General features: G+C 41.5%; 34 protein-coding genes and 1 pseudogene. All 35 read right to left on the minus strand.

Translation table 11 applies throughout. The features are described from left to right. Positions 1-137: 137 nt before the first annotated feature. Positions 138-923 (minus strand): tRNA pseudouridine(38-40) synthase TruA, encoded by a 786-nt coding sequence (gene truA / locus Q0507_RS09535; RefSeq protein ID WP_298715437.1) that lies wholly within the window; start codon positions 921-923, stop codon positions 138-140. Then, a complete protein-coding gene (locus Q0507_RS09540; protein ID WP_298715439.1) occupies positions 920-1723 on the minus strand; it encodes an energy-coupling factor transporter transmembrane protein EcfT in 804 nt (267 codons plus the stop codon). Before Q0507_RS09540 ends, truA begins: the two co-directional genes overlap by 4 nt. Continuing rightward, positions 1713-2573 carry an energy-coupling factor transporter ATPase gene (locus Q0507_RS09545; protein WP_295813875.1) on the minus strand — a complete coding sequence of 287 codons (861 nt, stop codon included), beginning with the start codon at positions 2571-2573 and terminating at the stop codon, positions 1713-1715. The genes Q0507_RS09540 and Q0507_RS09545 overlap by 11 nt, the downstream gene beginning before the upstream one ends. After that, positions 2573-3481: an energy-coupling factor transporter ATPase gene (locus tag Q0507_RS09550; protein ID WP_298715442.1), complete on the minus strand. Its 909-nt coding sequence runs from the start codon at positions 3479-3481 to the stop codon at positions 2573-2575. The genes Q0507_RS09545 and Q0507_RS09550 overlap by 1 nt, the downstream gene beginning before the upstream one ends. Positions 3482-3787: 306 nt before the next feature. After that, entirely contained in the window at positions 3788-4123 is a 336-nt protein-coding gene (gene rplQ, locus Q0507_RS09555; protein ID WP_004695155.1) for a 50S ribosomal protein L17, read from the minus strand. Between the two features lie 12 nt (positions 4124-4135). Continuing rightward, entirely contained in the window at positions 4136-5140 is a 1005-nt protein-coding gene (locus tag Q0507_RS09560; RefSeq protein WP_298715444.1) for a DNA-directed RNA polymerase subunit alpha, read from the minus strand. 71 nt (positions 5141-5211) lie between these two features. Continuing rightward, a complete protein-coding gene (gene rpsK / locus Q0507_RS09565) occupies positions 5212-5601 on the minus strand; it encodes a 30S ribosomal protein S11 (RefSeq protein ID WP_004695151.1) in 390 nt (129 codons plus the stop codon). Between the two features lie 19 nt (positions 5602-5620). Then, positions 5621-5989, minus strand: coding sequence for a 30S ribosomal protein S13 (gene rpsM, locus Q0507_RS09570; protein ID WP_298709078.1), 369 nt, complete (start codon positions 5987-5989; stop codon positions 5621-5623). 23 nt (positions 5990-6012) lie between these two features. Beyond that, positions 6013-6126 carry a 50S ribosomal protein L36 gene (gene rpmJ / locus Q0507_RS09575; RefSeq protein WP_004695148.1) on the minus strand — a complete coding sequence of 38 codons (114 nt, stop codon included), beginning with the start codon at positions 6124-6126 and terminating at the stop codon, positions 6013-6015. A 26-nt stretch (positions 6127-6152) separates the two neighbouring features. Next, positions 6153-6371 carry a translation initiation factor IF-1 gene (gene infA, locus Q0507_RS09580; protein WP_004695147.1) on the minus strand — a complete coding sequence of 73 codons (219 nt, stop codon included), beginning with the start codon at positions 6369-6371 and terminating at the stop codon, positions 6153-6155. 22 nt (positions 6372-6393) lie between these two features. Continuing rightward, positions 6394-7164 carry a type I methionyl aminopeptidase gene (map, locus tag Q0507_RS09585; protein WP_298715446.1) on the minus strand — a complete coding sequence of 257 codons (771 nt, stop codon included), beginning with the start codon at positions 7162-7164 and terminating at the stop codon, positions 6394-6396. Between the two features lie 3 nt (positions 7165-7167). After that, positions 7168-7731, minus strand: coding sequence for an adenylate kinase (locus Q0507_RS09590; RefSeq protein WP_004695145.1), 564 nt, complete (start codon positions 7729-7731; stop codon positions 7168-7170). A 12-nt stretch (positions 7732-7743) separates the two neighbouring features. Next, positions 7744-9006, minus strand: coding sequence for a preprotein translocase subunit SecY (secY, locus tag Q0507_RS09595; RefSeq protein ID WP_298715448.1), 1263 nt, complete (start codon positions 9004-9006; stop codon positions 7744-7746). A 1-nt stretch (position 9007) separates the two neighbouring features. Beyond that, positions 9008-9454, minus strand: a complete 447-nt coding sequence (gene rplO, locus Q0507_RS09600; protein ID WP_298715450.1) for a 50S ribosomal protein L15 — start codon at positions 9452-9454, stop codon at positions 9008-9010. Between the two features lie 22 nt (positions 9455-9476). Next, positions 9477-9656, minus strand: a complete 180-nt coding sequence (rpmD, locus tag Q0507_RS09605; RefSeq protein ID WP_004695138.1) for a 50S ribosomal protein L30 — start codon at positions 9654-9656, stop codon at positions 9477-9479. 14 nt (positions 9657-9670) lie between these two features. Next, positions 9671-10174, minus strand: coding sequence for a 30S ribosomal protein S5 (rpsE, locus tag Q0507_RS09610; RefSeq protein ID WP_004695136.1), 504 nt, complete (start codon positions 10172-10174; stop codon positions 9671-9673). Positions 10175-10192: 18 nt separating this feature from the next. Continuing rightward, a complete protein-coding gene (rplR, locus tag Q0507_RS09615) occupies positions 10193-10555 on the minus strand; it encodes a 50S ribosomal protein L18 (RefSeq protein WP_009350984.1) in 363 nt (120 codons plus the stop codon). Positions 10556-10590: 35 nt separating this feature from the next. After that, positions 10591-11136: a 50S ribosomal protein L6 gene (rplF, locus tag Q0507_RS09620; protein WP_298715453.1), complete on the minus strand. Its 546-nt coding sequence runs from the start codon at positions 11134-11136 to the stop codon at positions 10591-10593. A 24-nt stretch (positions 11137-11160) separates the two neighbouring features. Further along, positions 11161-11547, minus strand: a complete 387-nt coding sequence (gene rpsH, locus Q0507_RS09625; RefSeq protein ID WP_004695128.1) for a 30S ribosomal protein S8 — start codon at positions 11545-11547, stop codon at positions 11161-11163. Between the two features lie 27 nt (positions 11548-11574). After that, positions 11575-11844, minus strand: a complete 270-nt coding sequence (rpsN, locus tag Q0507_RS09630) for a 30S ribosomal protein S14 (protein ID WP_004695122.1) — start codon at positions 11842-11844, stop codon at positions 11575-11577. 16 nt (positions 11845-11860) lie between these two features. Next, entirely contained in the window at positions 11861-12400 is a 540-nt protein-coding gene (rplE, locus tag Q0507_RS09635) for a 50S ribosomal protein L5 (RefSeq protein ID WP_298715456.1), read from the minus strand. A gap of 23 nt (positions 12401-12423) precedes the next feature. Further along, positions 12424-12744 carry a 50S ribosomal protein L24 gene (gene rplX / locus Q0507_RS09640; RefSeq protein ID WP_004695118.1) on the minus strand — a complete coding sequence of 107 codons (321 nt, stop codon included), beginning with the start codon at positions 12742-12744 and terminating at the stop codon, positions 12424-12426. Between the two features lie 19 nt (positions 12745-12763). Further along, positions 12764-13132 carry a 50S ribosomal protein L14 gene (gene rplN, locus Q0507_RS09645; RefSeq protein WP_005376994.1) on the minus strand — a complete coding sequence of 123 codons (369 nt, stop codon included), beginning with the start codon at positions 13130-13132 and terminating at the stop codon, positions 12764-12766. 24 nt (positions 13133-13156) lie between these two features. After that, positions 13157-13417 carry a 30S ribosomal protein S17 gene (gene rpsQ, locus Q0507_RS09650; RefSeq protein ID WP_295206356.1) on the minus strand — a complete coding sequence of 87 codons (261 nt, stop codon included), beginning with the start codon at positions 13415-13417 and terminating at the stop codon, positions 13157-13159. A 39-nt stretch (positions 13418-13456) separates the two neighbouring features. Then, complete coding sequence (rpmC, locus tag Q0507_RS09655) at positions 13457-13660, minus strand: 50S ribosomal protein L29 (RefSeq protein ID WP_004695115.1); 204 nt, start codon at positions 13658-13660, stop codon at positions 13457-13459. After that, a complete protein-coding gene (rplP, locus tag Q0507_RS09660) occupies positions 13650-14087 on the minus strand; it encodes a 50S ribosomal protein L16 (RefSeq protein WP_004695114.1) in 438 nt (145 codons plus the stop codon). The genes rpmC and rplP overlap by 11 nt, the downstream gene beginning before the upstream one ends. Further along, positions 14087-14755 carry a 30S ribosomal protein S3 gene (rpsC, locus tag Q0507_RS09665; protein WP_004695113.1) on the minus strand — a complete coding sequence of 223 codons (669 nt, stop codon included), beginning with the start codon at positions 14753-14755 and terminating at the stop codon, positions 14087-14089. The genes rplP and rpsC overlap by 1 nt, the downstream gene beginning before the upstream one ends. A gap of 16 nt (positions 14756-14771) precedes the next feature. Then, the gene (gene rplV, locus Q0507_RS09670) at positions 14772-15107 is read right to left on the minus strand and encodes a 50S ribosomal protein L22 (protein ID WP_004695112.1); all 336 of its coding nucleotides are present in this window, start codon (positions 15105-15107) and stop codon (positions 14772-14774) included. A 13-nt stretch (positions 15108-15120) separates the two neighbouring features. Beyond that, the gene (gene rpsS, locus Q0507_RS09675; protein ID WP_105092676.1) at positions 15121-15402 is read right to left on the minus strand and encodes a 30S ribosomal protein S19; all 282 of its coding nucleotides are present in this window, start codon (positions 15400-15402) and stop codon (positions 15121-15123) included. 23 nt (positions 15403-15425) lie between these two features. Next, positions 15426-16256 carry a 50S ribosomal protein L2 gene (rplB, locus tag Q0507_RS09680; RefSeq protein ID WP_009351255.1) on the minus strand — a complete coding sequence of 277 codons (831 nt, stop codon included), beginning with the start codon at positions 16254-16256 and terminating at the stop codon, positions 15426-15428. 26 nt (positions 16257-16282) lie between these two features. Beyond that, on the minus strand, positions 16283-16567 hold the full coding sequence (gene rplW, locus Q0507_RS09685; protein ID WP_004695108.1) for a 50S ribosomal protein L23: 285 nt from the start codon (positions 16565-16567) through the stop codon (positions 16283-16285). Beyond that, on the minus strand, positions 16567-17190 hold the full coding sequence (gene rplD, locus Q0507_RS09690; protein ID WP_298715460.1) for a 50S ribosomal protein L4: 624 nt from the start codon (positions 17188-17190) through the stop codon (positions 16567-16569). The genes rplW and rplD overlap by 1 nt, the downstream gene beginning before the upstream one ends. Positions 17191-17216: 26 nt before the next feature. Next, on the minus strand, positions 17217-17858 hold the full coding sequence (rplC, locus tag Q0507_RS09695) for a 50S ribosomal protein L3 (protein WP_004695102.1): 642 nt from the start codon (positions 17856-17858) through the stop codon (positions 17217-17219). 12 nt (positions 17859-17870) lie between these two features. Next, on the minus strand, positions 17871-18182 hold the full coding sequence (rpsJ, locus tag Q0507_RS09700; protein ID WP_004695100.1) for a 30S ribosomal protein S10: 312 nt from the start codon (positions 18180-18182) through the stop codon (positions 17871-17873). 181 nt (positions 18183-18363) lie between these two features. Continuing rightward, positions 18364-18569 (minus strand): annotated as a pseudogene (tuf, locus tag Q0507_RS09705) (elongation factor Tu); the annotation flags it as partial.

Here is an 18569-nt window from a genome sequence, read left to right on the forward strand (position 1 = left end):
TATTATAACTAAAAATTATAAGAGAAAAAGGATACCACTTTTTAAGTAGTATCCTTTTAGTATTTATGCTTATCGTTTTATATTCAGACGGCAAAAAAAGAGTCTATATAAAATTATATAGAATATTTATTCTTAAATTATTTAGAATATTTATTCCGTAACACCTCTTGTTGCCGCTCTTCAGTAAAGAATATTTCCTCTAAACATAAGCCTTGAGCGGGTGCAGTTTTCCCTATAACACGGCGGTCCTTAGCTGCTAAGTACCCTTTAATGTCCTCCACCTTACGGCGACCAAGCCCGACATCTACGAGTAGGCCTGCAATATTACGCACCATATGGTATAAGAACCCATCACCAAGCACAGAAATCGTCACGTGAGACTCTTTTGCCTCCACATGGATTCCCAGGATAGTCTTAACTGGATCCGCAGGTGTTGAATTCGTTCCCTTTAAGGTTGTAAAGTCATGCGTACCTAATAGTTCATTACCTGCAGCTTGCATCTGAGCAATATCTAAGGGCTTTTTCACATGCCAATGATACCGCTTCGTCAAAGGATCTGCAATGAGCTGATTATGAATAGTATACACATATTCCTTGCCATATATATTCCAACGAGGCTTCCAGTCTAATGGAATTTCTACCGCTTCTAGAACGACTATATCTTTTGGAATATGAGCTATCATGGCACGAGGAATATTTTCTACCGGTATAGTCCCCGACGTTTGAAAGGTACACACTTGAAATTTAGCATGCACTCCCGCATCTGTGCGAGAAGCACCGTAGATTTGAATCGGTTCATTACAAATTTTTGACAAACCATATTCTAAACAGCCTTGTACTGTTAATCCCTTATCGTCAGGTTGCTTTTGATACCCCGCTAAATCAGTGCCATCATAAGCCACTATGATTCGTACATTTCTCATAGCCCTAACCACCATAATACGATGAGTAGGATAGTAATTAAGATTACAGCACCGATGCCGATATAATCAACATAGGTTACTTGTAATTCTTTCATACGGGTACGGTTGACACCGCCTCTATAACAACGTGCCTCCATGGCAATGGCTAATTCGTCAGCACGTCTGAAAGCACTAATAAATAATGGTACTAAAAGCGGCACCATGTTTTTAGCGCGTTGAATGATAGAGCCCGTCACAAAGTCTGCACCACGAGCAGATTGTGCCTTCATAATACGATCGGTCTCATCCAGTAAGGTAGGAATGAAACGCAACGCAATGGTCATCATCATGGCCAGTTCATGAGCAGGAACACCAATGCGACGGAATGGATTGAGCAAGTGCTCGATGCCATCAGTCAAGCGGATTGGCGAAGTCGTATAGGTCAACAAGGAGGAGAACAAGATTAAGAAGATTAATCTTGCCGCCATTTGAAGGCCCATTGCCACCCCATGATCTGTAATATTAATAATTCCCCATTGGAAAATTGGATTACCTGGCGTCGTAAAAATATGAATACCCATGGTAAATACGATAATAATCCAAAGCGGTTTAATGGCAGACCACATAAGGCGCAATGGCAAACGCGATAACAGCATTGCAAAGATGGTAAAACCACCTACAATACCATATGCCAATGGAGAATTAGCCAAGAATATAGCTACAACAAAGATTGTAGTAGCAATAATCTTTGCTCGCGGATCCATGCGATGTAAGAAGGAATTACCTGGGAAGTATTGACCAATAGTAATGTTATTTAACATGGCTACCTCCCTCTAGAATTGCTTGTACCGCATCATCTACGGATAGTACGCGATTAGACACATCAAGGCCTTGTTCACGTAAATATTCCATGGTAACGGACACGGGAGGTACATCTACACCAACAGCTTGTAACTCATCGCGATGATTGTTAAAGATATCCATCGGTTCACCATCGAGAACGACACGCCCTTTATCGAGTACTACAAGACGAGAAGCCATGCGAGAGATATCTTCCATGTTATGAGATACGAGAATTACCGTTATCCCCTTTTCCTTATGAAGGCGAATGATTTCTTCAAAGATTTCTTCCCGACCGAATGGATCAAGTCCGGCAGACGGTTCGTCAAGCACGAGGAAGTCTGGGTTCATAGCCACTACACCAGCAATAGCAACGCGGCGCATTTGACCACCAGATAAATGAAATGGAGATCGTTCTGCATACGTGTCGTAGTCGAGACCTACAAACTTCATCGCATCTCGTACACGTTCATCTACATCATCAGCACTAAGCCCTAAATTTTTAGGGCCAAAAGCGATGTCTTGAGCAATCGTTTCTTCAAACAATTGATGCTCTGGATACTGGAATACCATGCCTACCTTATGGCGCATTTTTTTAGCTTCCTCTGTGGAGGCGCTAATATCTACACCATTGACCGTAACGGTACCAGTTGTAGGATGTAATAGCCCATTTAGATGCTGTACAAAGGTAGATTTACCGGAACCAGTATGACCGATAACACCTAAAAACTCCCCATTTTCAATGGTAAGAGATACACCACGAAGTGCAGTCTTTTCAAAAGGAGTACCCATGCCGTAAGTATATGTAATATTATCTAATACAATCGCCATTAGTGGGTTCCCTCCCCTCTTGAAGCATCTGTTGAGTGTATAGCGGATAATTGCTTACCTAACTTTGAGCCTTTGAGCCCTTTTGCTAACTCTTCATTATTAATGATACTCTTACCAACTTCATACCCTTTAGCATTCAGTTTGAAAGCAATTTCTGATGCCACCGGCACATCGAGGCCAAGACCTTTTAAAGTATCTACATGGCTAAAGATTTCACGAGGCGTACCATCATGTAATTTCACACCATTTTTCATGACCACAACGCGGTCAGCCGTAACGGCTTCCTCCATGAAGTGCGTAATATATACAATGGTAATACCTTCTTCTTTATTGAGCTTATGAACTGTTTCAAGAACCTCACGACGACCTTTTGGATCGAGCATCGCTGTCGGTTCATCAAGAACGATACAATCTGGTTTCATAGCTAATACGCCTGCAATAGCAATACGTTGCTTTTGACCACCCGATAACAAATGAGGGCCATGTTCTCTATATTCAGTCATATTAACAGCTGCTAAAGCTGCATCGACGCGTTTTCTAATTTCATCACTAGGAATGCCTAGATTTTCAGGACCAAAGGCAACGTCCTCTTCTACGACGGCCGCTACGATTTGGTTATCAGGATTTTGGAATACCATCCCCACATGTTGGCGAATATCCCAAATATGTGCCTCATCTCGCGTATCAAAGCCACACACATTGATATGTCCTTCGCTAGGTTGTAATAGCACATTAAAATGCTTGGCAAGCGTACTTTTACCACTGCCATTAGTACCGATGATACAAACAAATTCGCCGCGCTTAATGGATAGACTCACATCGTCTAAGGCACGTACGTCATTGCCGTTCTCATCAGTATAAATATGACTCATATGATTGACCTCAATCATAATGTCTTTTCCGTTCATGAATAGCCTCATATCTTTCTAGTCAATTTCGTTTCTATGAAAGTATAACCATTAACATTTACATTTATATTTATATTTACATTATCTATCATGCTCATATTGTGCATGATACAATATTTCAATTTATCCTATTAATAGGACTGGAATTTAATATTGTCTTAGATATCATGTAAAAGGTTAACAATATATATTCATTACTTACGATAACTGCTAACATATTACGATATTATACTAGTCGATTGTACCATAAAATTGACAATAAAAAAACGGTGCTGCAACGTAAGTTACAACACCGTATGAGTTTGATTAAACTAACTCGATAATAGCCAAAGGTGCAGCGTCACCTTTGCGAAGACCAGTTTTGATTACACGAGTGTAACCACCTTGACGGTCTGCATATTTTGGAGCAATTGTATCAAACAATTTTTTTACTACGCTTTCATCCATGAGGTATGCAAGAACTTGGCGACGTGCATGAAGATCACCACGTTTTGCCAAAGTTACCATTTGATCAGCTAAAGAGCGAAGTTCTTTCGCTTTAGCTTCAGTAGTTTCAATACGCTCATATTGGAAGAAAGATGTTAACATGCTACGGAACAACGCTTTACGAGCGGAGCTGTCGCGGCCTAATTTTCTGTACATTCGTCTTCCTCCTTATTCGCCTTTTTGTTTAAGTTGAAAACCACCTGGATGATTGTTGAGTTTTTCCTCAATTTCATCGATAGATTTTTTACCTAAATTGCGAACTTTTCCTAAGTCATCAATGGTTTTGTCTAGCAAGTCTGCAATTGTATTAATGCCAGCACGTTTCAAGCAGTTATACGCACGAACAGAGAGTTCCAACTCATCGATGGAAATCTTTGCTGGGCCGTCATCTACAGCTGGTTCTTCATTATCGGAACCAACTGGATCTATAACGATACCGCCTTCACCAGTGTTTACATCTACAACATCTGCAGAATGTGCTAATTTAGTGAAGTTCCCTAAATAACCAATCATAATGGCAGCAGATTTTGCCACTGCATCAGCAGCAGTAATGGAGCCATCAGTCCAAACTTCCAATGTAAGTTTGTCGAAGTCCATTTCATTGCCTACACGAACATCACTCACTTCGTATTTAGCACGGAGAATTGGAGAGAAGATGGAGTCGATTGGAATACAACCAATAACATCTGTATCTTTTTTATTCTTCGTGGAAGGAACGTAGCCTTTACCACGTTCGATCACTACGTCCATTACGAGATGAGCTGTCTCATCCATTGTCGCAATCACGAGTTCAGGATTCAATACTTCTACATCTGGTGGGAATTGCTCAGCCAAATCAGCAGCTGTCAATACGCCGTCCTTTTGGAAATCAAAATGAACTTCCAAAGGTAATTGTGCTTCTTCTTCAACTTTGAGGCACAATTGCTTTAAGTTAAGGATGATATCCGTAACATCTTCGCGAATACCAGGAATAGTAGAGAATTCATGAAGAACTCCATCAATTTTGATAGAGGTGATAGCTGCCCCATCCAAGGATGAAAGCAAAATTCTGCGTAAGCTATTACCGAGAGTGATACCATAACCACGATCTAGTGGTTCACATACGAACTTACCATAGCGACCGCCATCGGCGATGTCCACTTTCTCGATTTTAAGTTTCTTTTCTTCGCTCATCAGGAACATCCTCCTATACAACACACGTTCATAGTTAAATTATAGCACCGTATCAAATCGGCCGCTATAAATTATACACGACGGCGTTTTGGAGGGCGACAACCATTGTGAGGAATTGGAGTTACGTCTTTAATGGAAGTAACTTCAAGGCCTGCAGCTTGTAAAGCACGGATTGCAGCTTCACGGCCGGATCCAGGACCTTTTACGAATACTTCAACAGTGCGAAGACCATGTTCCATTGCAGCTTTAGCAGCTTGTTCAGCAGCCATTTGAGCAGCGAATGGAGTGGATTTACGGGAACCACGGAAGCCCAAGCCACCAGCGGAAGCCCAAGACAACGCGTTACCGTTTGTATCTGTTAAAGTTACGATAGTGTTATTGAATGTAGAACGAATATGAGCCGCACCGGATTCAATATGTTTCTTTTCTTTTCTTTTAGTTCTAACAACTTTTTTAGCCACGCTTTATCCCTCCTTTATCTTATTTCTTTTTACCAGCAATTGCTTTTCTAGGACCTTTGCGAGTACGTGCATTCGTTTTAGTACGTTGACCACGAAGTGGTAAACCCATACGATGACGTTTGCCTCGATAGGAGTTGATTTCAATCAAGCGTTTAATGTTAAGTGCTTCTTCACGACGAAGGTCACCTTCTACTTTGTATTCAGCATCTAACAATTCACGGATTTTCGCTACTTCATCTTCGGAAAGATCGCGAACGCGTGTGTCTGGATTGATACCAGTTTTAGCAATGATTTCAGCTGCTAAAGTTGGACCAATACCATAAATATAAGTTAAACCAATTTCCACTCGTTTATCACGAGGTAAATCTACACCGGCGATACGTGCCATCTAATCATCCACCTCCTATCAGATTATCCTTGTTTTTGTTTATGTTTTGGATTTTCGCAAATAACCATTACACGGCCTTTGCGTTTAATGATTTTACATTTTTCGCATATCTTTTTAACTGATGGTTGAACCTTCATTAGTACCTCCTTTGTGGACCCTATGCTTATTTAAAGCGATAGGTGATGCGACCACGATTTAAGTCATACGGTGTCAGTTCCATAGTAACTTTATCACCAGGAAGAATACGGATAAAATTCATACGCATTTTACCTGACACGTGAGCCAATACGATATGACCATTTTCCAATTCTACTTGGAACATGGCATTCGGTAATGCCTCAACTACCGTACCTTCCACCTCAATAACGTCTTCTTTTGACATATCTTTTCCTCCGGTTACCTGTTTATTTAATTAACCGCGGTTCTTCCCGCATAGTTAATATTTCAGGGCCGTTTTCTGTAACAACCACTGTATGTTCGAAATGAGCAGCAGGTTTACCATCTGCGGTAACTGCTGTCCAGTCATCCCCTAATACACGAACACGATGCGTCCCTAGAGTAATCATCGGTTCGATACACAATACCATACTAGGCTTCATAAGAGGTCCTTGATCAGGACTACCATAGTTTGGTATTTGCGGATCTTCATGCATTTCGCGGCCTAAACCATGACCTACGAAGTCGCGAACGACACCGTAACCATGTTTCTCACAATACGTTTGAACAGCGTGACCGATAGCACCGATACGGTTACCAACTTTCACTTGTTCAATTCCCTTGAACAGACTTTCTTCTGTAACTTTTAACAATTTCATCACATCAGGTTTGACGTGACCGATAGGAACCGTCACAGCCGAATCGCCGTGATATCCATCAATAGACGATACAAGATCGATACTGAGGACATCGCCGTTTTTAAGCTTGCGCTTAGCGCTCGGAATACCATGAACGACTTCTTCGTTAATAGAAGCACAGATTGTTGCAGGGAATCCATAGTACCCTTTACAACTTGGTATACCACCGTGGCTGCGAATATATTCTTCGGCAATTGTATCTAACTCAAGCGTCGTGATGCCAGGTTTAGCCTTTTCTACTAACAAGGACAACGTTTCTGCTGTAAGCTTACTTGCCTTGCGGATACATTCAATCTCATGGGGCGATTTCAAAATAATCATGAATTATTTCTCCAACGCCTTAATGATGTCAGCAAATACTGCGTCTACATCTTGTAAACCATTGATTTCTTGATACAATCCGCTATTGCGATAGTAGTCAATTAATGGTTTAGTAGATTCTTCGTACACAGCTAGACGTTTCTGTACTGTTTCAGGGTTATCATCAGCACGATTTTCTAGAACAGCTCGTTCACTAATACGTTTAACCAATTCCTCGGAAGGAACGTTTAAGTTAAGTACAGCGTCCAAAGAAATTCCTAATTCTTTGAGGATTGCATCCAAGGATACAGCTTGTGCTGTAGTTCTTGGGAAGCCATCAAGAATAAATCCAGATTTGCAGTCATCTTTCACCAAGCGATCACGTACGATACCAACAGTTACACTATCTGGTACCAATTGACCAGCATCGATGTATTTCTTAGCCTCAACTCCAAGAGGTGTTTCGTTCTTAATCGCAGCGCGGAACATATCACCTGTTGAAATTTGGGGAATACCGTATTTTTCAATAAGTCGAGCTGCCTGAGTGCCTTTACCTGCACCAGGAGGTCCCATTAATAGAATATACATATTGTTTCCCTCCTATTTCACAAAGCCTTTATAGTGGCGTGTTACCATGAGCGACTCAATTTGTTGCATTGTATCAAGCGCTACACCTACAACGATGAGAAGAGCCGTACCACCAAAGTATACGCCTTGGACGCCAGTTATACTACCGAGGAAATTCGGTATAATAGCAACGACAGCTAAGAATACAGCGCCAGCCAATGTGATTCTGGTCATCACGTTATCCACATAATCAGCAGTTGGTTTACCCGCACGAATGCCTGGGATAAAACCACCGTATTTTTTCATATTATCTGCCATATCTGTAATGTTGATAGAGATTGCAGTATAGAAATACGTAAAGATAAAAATCAATAATGCATACAATGCCGTTTGTAACGGCGTACCCCATGTAAATAGATCAGCCACTTTATGAACAAATTCATTGTCAATAAATTGAGCAATCGTCACAGGGAACATCAACACAGATGACGCAAAGATAATTGGGATTACACCTGCCTGATTGACTTTCAACGGCAAGAATGTAGAATGACCACCGTACATTTTACGCCCTACTACGCGTTTTGCGTATTGGATAGGAATGCGACGTTGGCCTTGTGTAACTGCTACTACGACAGCAATCATCGCAAGTGCAATTACAGCAAATAAGAATGCTTGGAACATGTTAATAGTTCCGTTTTGGATATATTGATAAATAGTTTCGAGACCATCTGGTAGTCGAGCTACGATACCAGCAAAGATGATCAAGGAAATACCATTACCTATACCATATGCTGTGATTTGCTCACCAATCCACATCAACAAACATGTGCCTGCTGTGAGGATGATGGCCACAACAAATACACTAAGGAAATCATTATTTACCAAAGCGTTGTTTGCTCTTAGAGCAAATGCCATGCCAGAGGCTTGTACAAAGCCAAGGACTACGGTGCCATAACGAGTTACCTTCGCTATTTTCTTACGCCCGTCTTCACCATCTTTACTCCATGCTTCAAACTGAGGAACTACAGACTGAAGCAGTTGCATGATGATGGAAGCATTAATGTAAGGTGTAATACTCATTGCAAAGATAGAGAACTTACTTAGCGCACCACCAGCAAACAAGTCTAATAGACCAAATAGGTTACCGGATGTAAACAAAGATTCAATAACAGATGCATCTACACCTGGTACTGGAATGTGAATGCCGGCTCTAAATACGGCAAACATCATCAATGTGTACAAAATCTTGTTACGTAATTCAGTAATCTTAAAGATGTTCGAGAGGCTATCTAGCACCCTAGATCACCTCAACTTTTCCGCCTGCTGCTGTGATTTTTTCTTCAGCAGATTTAGTGAAGCCATTAGCGATAACAGTCAAGTTTTTAGTTTCCAATGTACCGTTACCTAAAATACGAATACCATCGCGTACATTTTTCAAAATGCCAGCTTCAATAAGAGCTACTGGATCAACTGTTGCACCATCTTCAAAACGATTTAATTGTGCTACGTTAACTTCAGCATATTGTTTAGCAAAAACGCTGTTGTTGAAACCGCGTTTTGGTAAACGACGATAAAGAGGCATTTGGCCGCCTTCAAAACCGGAGCGAACGCCACCGCCAGAACGGGAGTTTTGACCTTTTTGACCACGACCAGATGTTTTACCCAAGCCAGAACCTAAACCACGGCCTACACGAGTACGAGTTTTTTTAGAACCAGCTGCTGGTTGTAATTCATGAAGTTTCATTCAGTACACCTCCTTATCAGTATTAAACTTCTTCAACTTTTACTAAATGTCTAACTTTGTGAAGCATACCTTCGATTTGAGGTGTCACTTCTTTTACGACTTGAGAATTAGTTTTTTTCAAGCCCAAAGCTTTAACTGTCGCGCGTTGATCTTCAGGACGACCGATTAAGCTTCTTGTTAATGTTACTTTAACTTGTGCCATTTCTTGTCTCCTTATTACGCGTTATAGATTTCTTCAACGGTTTTACCACGAAGTTCAGCAACTTCGCTAGCGCGTTTCAAATCTTTCAAACCTTCGATTGTAGCACGAACCATATTGTTAGGGTTAGAAGAGCCCAAAGATTTAGTCAAGATGTTACGAACACCTACTAATTCCAATACGGCACGAACAGGGCCACCAGCGATAACGCCAGTACCTTCAGCAGCTGGTTTCAAGAATACGCGGCCTGCACCGAATACGCCTGTTACGCTGTGAGGGATTGTACCATTTTTAATTGCTACGTTTACAATATTTTTCTTAGCATCATCAATACCTTTGCGAATTGCTTCTGGTACTTCCGCTGCTTTACCTAAGCCAACGCCTACATAACCGTTGCCATCACCAACAACTACAAGAGCGCTGAAGGAAAAACGACGACCGCCTTTAACTACTTTGGCTACGCGGTTGATGAATACTACTCTTTCTTTAAGATCAAGACTGGTGTAGTCAATTCTCGCCATGTCTATAGTTCCTCCTTCTTAGAATTTTAAGCCTGCTTCACGAGCACCTTCTGCAAGGGCTGCTACGCGGCCGTGGTAAATGTAACCACCACGGTCAAACACTACTGTGTCAATGCCTTTAGCGATAGCTTTTTTAGCAACTGCTTCACCAACAGCTTTAGCAGCAGCTACGTTACCACCATAGGACAAGTTCAAATCTTTATCTAAAGAGCTAGCAGCTACCAAAGTTGTACCTGCTACGTCATCGATAACTTGAGCATAGATGTTGCCTAAAGAACGGAATACGTTCAAACGTGGGCAAGTTGCCGTACCAGAGATGTGACGGCGAATACGAAGATGACGTTTTGCTCGTGCGATGTTTCTACTAGATTTACGAGGCAAGATATTCACTCCTTTCATTCATATAGATGATATTACTATTTACCTTTTGCACCAGCTTTACCAGCTTTGCGACGAACAACTTCGCCTTCATAGCGGATACCTTTACCTTTGTAAGGTTCAGGTTTTCTCCATTTACGGATATCAGCTGCTACTGCGCCTACAACTTCTTTGTCTGCACCAGACACAACGATTTTGTTAGGAGCTGGAACTTCAATTGTAATACCAGCTGGAGCTTCCATTTCTACTGGATGAGAGAAGCCAAGTGTAAGAGCTAATTTATTGCCTTGTTTAGCCGCTCTGTAACCAACACCGTTGATTTCAAGAGTTTTTGTGAATCCTTCAGATACGCCTGTTACCATATTAGCAACAAGAGCGCGAGTCAAACCGTGAAGGGAACGATGAGTTTTTTCGTCGGAAGGACGAGTTACTGTGATTGTGTTACCTTCTACAGTGATATTCATATCTGGATGCAAATCGCGAGATAATTCACCTTTAGGACCTTTTACGTTCATATGATGGTTATCATATGTAACAGTAACGCCTGCAGGGATCTCGATAGGCATTCTACCGATACGTGACATTATTTCTACCTCCTATTGCTACTATTACCAAACGTATGCGATTACTTCGCCACCAAGACCTTCTTTACGAGCTTGTTTGTCGCTCATAACGCCTTTGGATGTAGAAATAACTGCGATACCCAAACCACCAAGTACACGAGGAAGTTCTTCCTTTTTCGCGTAAACGCGTAAGCCTGGTTTGGAAATACGTTTAATTCCTGTAATAACTTTCTCGTTATTGGAACCATATTTTAAAGTTACTTTTAAAGTGTTTTCTTCTTTTTCTACGTTCTTTACAAAACCTTCTTGTAAAAGGATGTCAAGAACTGCTGCTTTCATTCTAGATGCAGGAATGTTTACCGTTTCATGAAGTGCAGCATTTGCATTACGGATGCGCGTAAGCATATCCGCGATAGGATCGGTCATTACCATAATCTAAAAACCTCCTCTCGTCTAATATTACCAGCTGGCTTTTTTAACACCAGGAATTTGTCCTTTGTACGCCAATTCACGGAACGCAATACGGCTGATACCGAATTTACGCATATAGCCGTGAGGACGACCAGTTAAGTTGCAACGATTGTGCAAGCGTGTTGGGGATGCATTTGCTGGTAATTTGGATAAGCCTTCATAATCACCTGCTGCTTTTAACGCTTCACGTTTAGCTGCATATTTTTCAACGATTTTAGCGCGTTTCTTTTCGCGTTCAATCATAGATTTTTTAGCCATCTATATGTTCCTCCTATTATTTTTCAAAAGGCATACCGAATTGAGTCAACAATTCACGAGCTTCTTCATCTGTATTAGCACTTGTTACGATAATGATATCCATACCTGTAACACGTTCTACCTGATCATATTCGATTTCAGGGAAGATGAGCTGTTCTTTAAGACCCAAAGCGTAGTTACCACGGCCATCGAATGCAGTAGCGCTGATACCGCGGAAGTCACGTACACGAGGTAATGCCGCATTGATCAATCTATCAAGGAATTCATACATGCGTTCGCCACGAAGAGTAACTTTTGTACCCAACGCCATGCCTTCACGAACTTTGAAGTTCGCAATGGATTTTTTAGCTTTTGTGATTACAGGTTTTTGACCAGCGATGATAGTCAAGTCATTAACTGCTGCTTCCAATGCTTTTGCATTGCCTACTGCATCACCTACGCCGATGTTGATAACGATTTTTTCCAATTTAGGAATTTCCATTACGTTGCCGTATTGGAATTTTTCTTGCATACTCTTTTTGATTTCAGAGTTGTATTGTTCAAACAAACGAGACATTTATGTAGCTCCTCCTTTCCTGATTATTTAAGTACTGTACCGGATTTAACAGTAGCGCGAACGAATTTACCGTCTTTGCCTTCTACCTTTTTGATACGAGTAGCTGTTTTAGTTTCTGGGTCAACAACCATTACGTTAGAAACATGGATACCAGCTTCTTTAGTAACGATGCCGCCTTGTGGGTTAGCTTGAGAAGGTTTTGTGTGACGTTTTACAGTGTTAACGCCTTCAACAAATACGCGTTCTTTTTTAGGTTCAGTTGCGATAACTGTACCTTGCTTACCTTTATCTTTACCGGAGATAACAACAACTGTATCGCCTTTTTTGATTTGTAGCTTAGCCATATGCTGCGTTCCTCCTTCTTTATAATACTTCTGGAGCCAAAGAAACGATTTTCATGAAGTCTTTTTCACGAAGTTCTCTAGCTACAGGTCCGAAGATACGAGTACCACGAGGGGTTTTATCTTCTTTAATAACTACTGCTGCGTTTTCATCGAAACGAATATAGGAACCGTCTTGACGGCGGATACCTTTTTTAGAACGAACAATAACAGCTTTAACTACGTCGCCTTTCTTGACAACGCCACCGGGTGATGCATCTTTTACAGAAGCAACGATTACGTCACCGATATTGCCGAATTTGCGATAAGAACCGCCCATGACTTGGATGCACATAATACGTTTTGCACCAGTGTTGTCGGCAACATTCAAAATTGTTTGTTGCTGGATCATCGTCTATTCCTCCTTACATCACTCTTATTTTTGTCTTTCAAGAATTTCAACAACTCTCCAACATTTATCTTTAGAAAGTGGACGAGTTTCTACAATTTTAACTGTATCGCCAACTTGGCACTCATTGTTTTCATCATGAGCTTTGAAGCGTTTTGTGCTAACCATTGGCTTGTTATATAATGCGTGAGGTACTTTACGTTCTACAGCAACAACAACAGTTTTATTCATTTTGTCGCTTACAACTTTACCTACGCGGACTTTACGTACGTTTCTTTCTTCTGCCACGATTTTAAGCCTCCTTTTCAACCATTAACAAATCTGTTATTATGCGTTTTCAGATTTAAGTTCAACTTCACGTTGTACAGTTTTAATACGAGCGATTGTCTTCTTAACTTCACGAATGCGCATAGGATTTTCTAATTGACCTGTTGCAAGCTGAAAACGGAGGTTAAATAACTCTTCCTTAAGACCGGAAACTTTTTGTTCCATTTCGGCAGCGCTCATATTGCGAATGTCATTAACCTTCATTTACGTCACCACCCAATTCTTTACCCTTAACAACAAATTTGCATTTGATTGGAAGTTTATGGCTTGCAAGACGCATAGCTTCACGAGCTGTAGCTTCTGGCACACCGTCCATTTCAAACATTACACGACCTGGTTTAACCACTGCTACCCAGTATTCAGGAGAACCTTTACCGGAACCCATACGAGTACCAGCTGGTTTAGCTGTGATTGGTTTGTCAGGGAAAATTTTAATCCATACTTTACCACCACGTTTAATATAACGAGTCATAGCAATACGGGCAGCTTCGATTTGACGGTTAGTGATCCAAGATGGTTCGCATGCTACCAAGCCGAACTCACCATGAGACACTGTATTACCGCGCATAGCACGACCTTTCATACGGCCGCGGAATTGCTTACGATGTTTTACGCGCTTTGGAATAAGCATTACTTGCCACCTTCTTCCTTCTTAGCAGGTGCTTGTTTAGCTTCTGGCAAAACTTCACCTTTGTAAATCCATACTTTAATGCCGATACAACCATATGTTGTATGAGCTTCAGCAGTACCGTAGTCGATGTCTGCACGAAGTGTATGCAAAGGAATAGAACCTTCACGGTAGGATTCGCTACGAGCGATTTCAGCGCCGCCAAGACGACCACTTACCATGATTTTAATACCTTTTGCACCTAAGCGCATTGTACGACCTACAGCTTGTTTCATTGCACGACGGAAGCCGATACGGCGTTCCAATTGGCCAGCAATGTTTTCAGCAACTAAAGTTGCATCCATGTCTGCTTGTTTAATTTCTGCGATGTTAACGTCCACTTGTTTGTCAGTGAAACGAGTCATTGCTTTTTTGATATCTTCGATACCAGCACCACCACGACCGATAACCATACCTGGTTTTGCAGTGTGGATAGTCAATTTAATACGTTTATTTGTACGCTCGATTTCAATGCGGGAAATACCAGCAATGAAAAGGGTTTCTTTCAAGAAGTTACGAATTTTTACATCTTCATGAAGATTAGCAGCGAAATCTTTATCTGCATACCATTTTGCGTCCCAATCTTTTACGATACCGACACGCAAACCGTGTGGATTAACTTTTTGACCCACTCTGTTTCCCTCCTTCTTAAGCTCTTTCTTTAACTACTACTGTTACGTGGCTAGTGCGTTTCAAAATTTTGAAAGCTTGACCACGGGAACGAGGATGAATGCGTTTTAATGTAGGGCCTTGATCAACGAAGATCTCGGATACGTAAAGATTGTCAACATTCATATCGAAATTATGTTCAGCGTTTGCGATTGCAGAACGCATAACTTTTTCTACTACATCAGCGCCAACTTTCGGAGTGAACTTCAAGATGGCAAATGCTTCGCCGATGTTTTTACCGCGCACTAAATCAGCTACGATACGGATTTTACGAGGCGCGATTCGGATATGTCTAGCGATTGCTTTTGCTTCCATGTATTAATTCCTCCTATTTTCTGCCTGTAGATTTTTCGTCCTTACCATGACCTTTATAAGTACGTGTAGGAGCGAACTCACCTAATTTATGACCTACCATATCTTCTGTAATAAATACAGGTACGTGTTTGCGACCATCATGCACAGCAATTGTGTGGCCTACAAAACTAGGGATAATAGTAGAGGCACGGGACCAGGTTTTTACAACTTTCTTTTCGTTAGTTTCGTTTAAAGCATCAACTTTCTTAAGCAAATGATCTGCTACGAAAGGGCCTTTTTTAATAGATCTGGACACTATTTTATCTCCTTTCCTTTATCCTATTTTGTACGACGTTTAATGATTAAGCTATTAGAAGCTTTTTTCTTGTCGCGAGTTTTAACACCATGTGCTGGTTTGCCCCAAGGTGTAACAGGATGTTTACGACCAACAGGAGATTTACCTTCACCACCACCATGTGGATGGTCACAAGGGTTCATTACAACACCACGAGTGCCAGGACGAACGCCCATCCAACGATGACGACCAGCTTTACCGATTACTTGGTTGCTGTGGTCAGTATTACCAACAACACCAACTGTTGCACGGCATTCTTGACGTACGCGGCGCATTTCGCCAGATGGTAAACGAAGAATAGCATAGCCATTATCTTTACCCATCAATTGAGCGGATGTACCAGCGGAACGAACGATTTGGCCACCTTTACCGATTTTCAATTCGATATTGTGGATTTGTGTACCGTCTGGGATATTAATCAATGGTAAGCAGTTACCAGGTTTAATATCGGATTCAGGACCGGAGAAAACAACGTCACCAACTTTTAAGCCGTTAGGAGCTAAAATGTAGCGTTTTTCACCATCAGCATAGTTAAGCAAAGCGATACGAGAAGAACGGTTAGGATCGTACTCGATTGTTGCTACTTTAGCTGGAATATTATCTTTAGTACGTTTGAAGTCAATAATACGGTATTGACGTTTGTGACCGCCACCTTGGTGACGAACTGTCATTTTACCAGTATTGTTACGACCACCTTTTTGAGAAACCTTAGCGAGCAAGGATTTTTCTGGTTTGCTTGCTGTGATTTCGTCGAAGGCGGATACTGTCATAAACCGGCGACCAGCGGAGTACGGTTTAAATGATTTAATTGCCATTAGTGGGCCTCCTTACAACTAGACTCTTAGACACCTTCAAAGAATTCAATGGATTCGCCAGCTTTTAAAGTAACGATAGCTTTTTTGTAATCGCTACGTTTACCTTGTGTACGACCCATGCGTTTAGTTTTGCCTAAAACGCGAATAGTAGCTACTTTTTCTACTTTTACATTGAAGATTTTTTCAACTGCTTGACGGATTTGCACTTTATTTGCAGTTAAAGGCACACGGAAAGTGTATTTGCCTTCTTCCATAAGCATAGTGGATTTTTCGGTAATAACCGGGCGGATTAGTACATCATGTAATTGCATTATCCGAACACCTCCTCGATTTTTGCGACAGCGCCTTTAGTAATGAAGAGCTTATCGTAATGAAGAAGATCGAAAATGTTCATACCTTCGCAAGCCAAAGCTTTAACACCTTGGATGTTACGAGCGGAACGTTCAACATTTACATCACCTTCAGTGATGAACAATACTTTTGCATCACCAACGTTGAAGCTGTTAATAATGTTCAACACTTCTTTAGTTTTAGGAGCTGCTAATGTGATTTCTTCCAAAACGTATAATTCGCTATTATTCACTTTATCGCTAAGAGCAGATTTAACTGCTAAACGTCTAGCCTTACGAGGCATAGCTTTGTAATAGCTGCGAGGTTGTGGACCAAATGTAGTACCGCCACCGATCCAGATTGGGGAACGGCTGGAGCCTGCACGAGCACGGCCAGTACCTTTTTGTTTCCAAGGTTTGCGGCCACCGCCACGAACCATACCTCTAGTTTTTGTTGCATGTGTGCCGAGACGTTCGTTAGACAATTGACGAACTACGGCTTGATGCATTACGGCTTCGTTAACTTCAACGCCGAATACTGCATCGTTTAACTGTATTTCACCGACTTTAACGCCGGATTGATTATATGTTGCTACTGTAGGCATTACATAATCCTCCTTTCGACAAATGATTATTTAACAGGTTTAACCGTGTTGCGAACCATAACCAAGCTACCTTTAGCGCCTGGGATACCGCCTTTAACCAATAAAAGGTTACGTTCAGCATCAACTTTCACAACGGATAAGCGTTGTACGGTAACTCTGTAACCACCCATTTGTCCAGGGAGTTTTTTACCTTTGTATACCTTACCGCCGCCACCGGAGATCATAGGACCGATGGAACCAGGTTCACGGTGAGATTTAGAACCATGAGTTTCAGGACCACGGGAGAAGTTATGGCGTTTAATTGTGCCAGCAAAACCCTTACCTTTACCTGTACCCACTACGTCCACTAATTCACCTTCTGCGAAGATATCAGCTGCCAGAGTTTGGCCTACTGTGTAGTCAGCTGCATTTGCAACGCGAACTTCGCGAAGATATTTCACTGGAGCTACGCCAGCTTTGTCGAACTGACCTTTTACAGGTTTTGTTAAATGTTTTTCTTTAATGGAACCGTAACCAATTTGTACTGCTTCGTAGCCGTCTGTTTCAACAGTCTTAACGCGCACTACAACGCTTGGGGTAGTTTCCACTACTGTTACAGGAACTAATTGGCCTTCAGCTGTGAAGACTTGTGTCATTCCTAATTTTTTACCCAAAATAGCTTTAGACATTATCGCACCTCCTTATAGTTTTATTTCAATAGATACACCAGCTGGTAAATCTAAACGAGTGATAGCATCTACTGTTTTCGAATTTGGTTCAAGAATATCGATTAAGCGTTTATGTGTACGCATTTCGAATTGTTCACGAGAATCTTTATTTACGTGTACAGAACGAAGAATTGTGAAGATATTCTTTTCTGTTGGCAATGGAATCGGACCAGAAACCATAGCGCCATTTCTTTTTGCAGTGTCTACGATCTTAGCAGCGCTTTGATCGAGAGCTTTGTGGTCGTATGCCTTAAGGCGAATACGGATTTTTTGCTGTTTAGCCATTATTAATAATTCCTCCTGTCGTCCATTTCGTGAATGGGCTGCTCCATAGAAATTCTCCTCCGCAGAGGCAACCTTCTACTTCATAGTTTAAAAACACAACACGAGAGCGGCAGGATCTGCCGCTCTGAGTGCTGCATGTATTGTGCTCAACGCATCACTACGATGAGCATAAAAGCTTATATTAAGCTTCGATTGCTGTTACTACGCCAGCGCCTACTGTGTGGCCACCTTCGCGGATCGCGAAACGAAGACCTTCTTCAATAGCGATTGGTGTAATCAATTCAATGTTCATTGTTACGTTATCGCCAGGCATACACATTTCTACACCTTCTGGAAGGTTTACAACACCTGTTACGTCTGTTGTACGGAAGTAGAATTGTGGACGGT

Source organism: uncultured Veillonella sp. (assembly GCF_938010505.1).
Lineage (GTDB): Bacteria > Bacillota > Negativicutes > Veillonellales > Veillonellaceae > Veillonella.

What these genes read in the sequence shown, in the direction of transcription:
- truA (WP_298715437.1), bottom strand. Translation starts at nt 923, where the DNA reads ATGAGAAATGTACGAATCATAGTGGCTTATGATGGCACTGATTTAGCG.
- Q0507_RS09540 (WP_298715439.1), bottom strand. Translation starts at nt 1,723, where the DNA reads ATGTTAAATAACATTACTATTGGTCAATACTTCCCAGGTAATTCCTTC.
- Q0507_RS09545 (WP_295813875.1), bottom strand. Translation starts at nt 2,573, where the DNA reads ATGGCGATTGTATTAGATAATATTACATATACTTACGGCATGGGTACT.
- Q0507_RS09550 (WP_298715442.1), bottom strand. Translation starts at nt 3,481, where the DNA reads ATGAACGGAAAAGACATTATGATTGAGGTCAATCATATGAGTCATATT.
- rplQ (WP_004695155.1), bottom strand. Translation starts at nt 4,123, where the DNA reads ATGTACAGAAAATTAGGCCGCGACAGCTCCGCTCGTAAAGCGTTGTTC.
- Q0507_RS09560 (WP_298715444.1), bottom strand. Translation starts at nt 5,140, where the DNA reads ATGAGCGAAGAAAAGAAACTTAAAATCGAGAAAGTGGACATCGCCGAT.
- rpsM (WP_298709078.1), bottom strand. Translation starts at nt 5,989, where the DNA reads ATGGCACGTATCGCCGGTGTAGATTTACCTCGTGATAAACGAGTGGAA.
- rpmJ (WP_004695148.1), bottom strand. Translation starts at nt 6,126, where the DNA reads ATGAAGGTTCAACCATCAGTTAAAAAGATATGCGAAAAATGTAAAATC.
- infA (WP_004695147.1), bottom strand. Translation starts at nt 6,371, where the DNA reads ATGTCAAAAGAAGACGTTATTGAGGTGGAAGGTACGGTAGTTGAGGCA.
- map (WP_298715446.1), bottom strand. Translation starts at nt 7,164, where the DNA reads ATGATTATTTTGAAATCGCCCCATGAGATTGAATGTATCCGCAAGGCA.
- Q0507_RS09590 (WP_004695145.1), bottom strand. Translation starts at nt 7,731, where the DNA reads ATGTATATTCTATTAATGGGACCTCCTGGTGCAGGTAAAGGCACTCAG.
- rplO (WP_298715450.1), bottom strand. Translation starts at nt 9,454, where the DNA reads ATGAAACTTCATGAATTACAACCAGCAGCTGGTTCTAAAAAAACTCGT.
- rpmD (WP_004695138.1), bottom strand. Translation starts at nt 9,656, where the DNA reads ATGGCACAAGTTAAAGTAACATTAACAAGAAGCTTAATCGGTCGTCCT.
- rpsE (WP_004695136.1), bottom strand. Translation starts at nt 10,174, where the DNA reads ATGGCGAGAATTGACTACACCAGTCTTGATCTTAAAGAAAGAGTAGTA.
- rplF (WP_298715453.1), bottom strand. Translation starts at nt 11,136, where the DNA reads ATGTCACGTATCGGTAGAATGCCTATCGAGATCCCTGCAGGCGTTACT.
- rpsH (WP_004695128.1), bottom strand. Translation starts at nt 11,547, where the DNA reads ATGGTAATGACCGATCCTATCGCGGATATGCTTACGCGCATCCGTAAT.
- rpsN (WP_004695122.1), bottom strand. Translation starts at nt 11,844, where the DNA reads ATGGCTAAAAAATCTATGATTGAACGCGAAAAGAAACGCGCTAAAATC.
- rplE (WP_298715456.1), bottom strand. Translation starts at nt 12,400, where the DNA reads ATGTCTCGTTTGTTTGAACAATACAACTCTGAAATCAAAAAGAGTATG.
- rplX (WP_004695118.1), bottom strand. Translation starts at nt 12,744, where the DNA reads ATGGCTAAGCTACAAATCAAAAAAGGCGATACAGTTGTTGTTATCTCC.
- rplN (WP_005376994.1), bottom strand. Translation starts at nt 13,132, where the DNA reads ATGATCCAGCAACAAACAATTTTGAATGTTGCCGACAACACTGGTGCA.
- rpmC (WP_004695115.1), bottom strand. Translation starts at nt 13,660, where the DNA reads ATGAAGGTTAATGACATTCGCAATATGAGCGCTGCCGAAATGGAACAA.
- rplP (WP_004695114.1), bottom strand. Translation starts at nt 14,087, where the DNA reads ATGCTTATTCCAAAGCGCGTAAAACATCGTAAGCAATTCCGCGGCCGT.
- rplV (WP_004695112.1), bottom strand. Translation starts at nt 15,107, where the DNA reads ATGGAAGCAAAAGCAATCGCTAGACATATCCGAATCGCGCCTCGTAAA.
- rplB (WP_009351255.1), bottom strand. Translation starts at nt 16,256, where the DNA reads ATGGCAATTAAATCATTTAAACCGTACTCCGCTGGTCGCCGGTTTATG.
- rplW (WP_004695108.1), bottom strand. Translation starts at nt 16,567, where the DNA reads ATGCAATTACATGATGTACTAATCCGCCCGGTTATTACCGAAAAATCC.
- rplD (WP_298715460.1), bottom strand. Translation starts at nt 17,190, where the DNA reads ATGCCTACAGTAGCAACATATAATCAATCCGGCGTTAAAGTCGGTGAA.
- rplC (WP_004695102.1), bottom strand. Translation starts at nt 17,858, where the DNA reads ATGTCTAAAGCTATTTTGGGTAAAAAATTAGGAATGACACAAGTCTTC.
- rpsJ (WP_004695100.1), bottom strand. Translation starts at nt 18,182, where the DNA reads ATGGCTAAACAGCAAAAAATCCGTATTCGCCTTAAGGCATACGACCAC.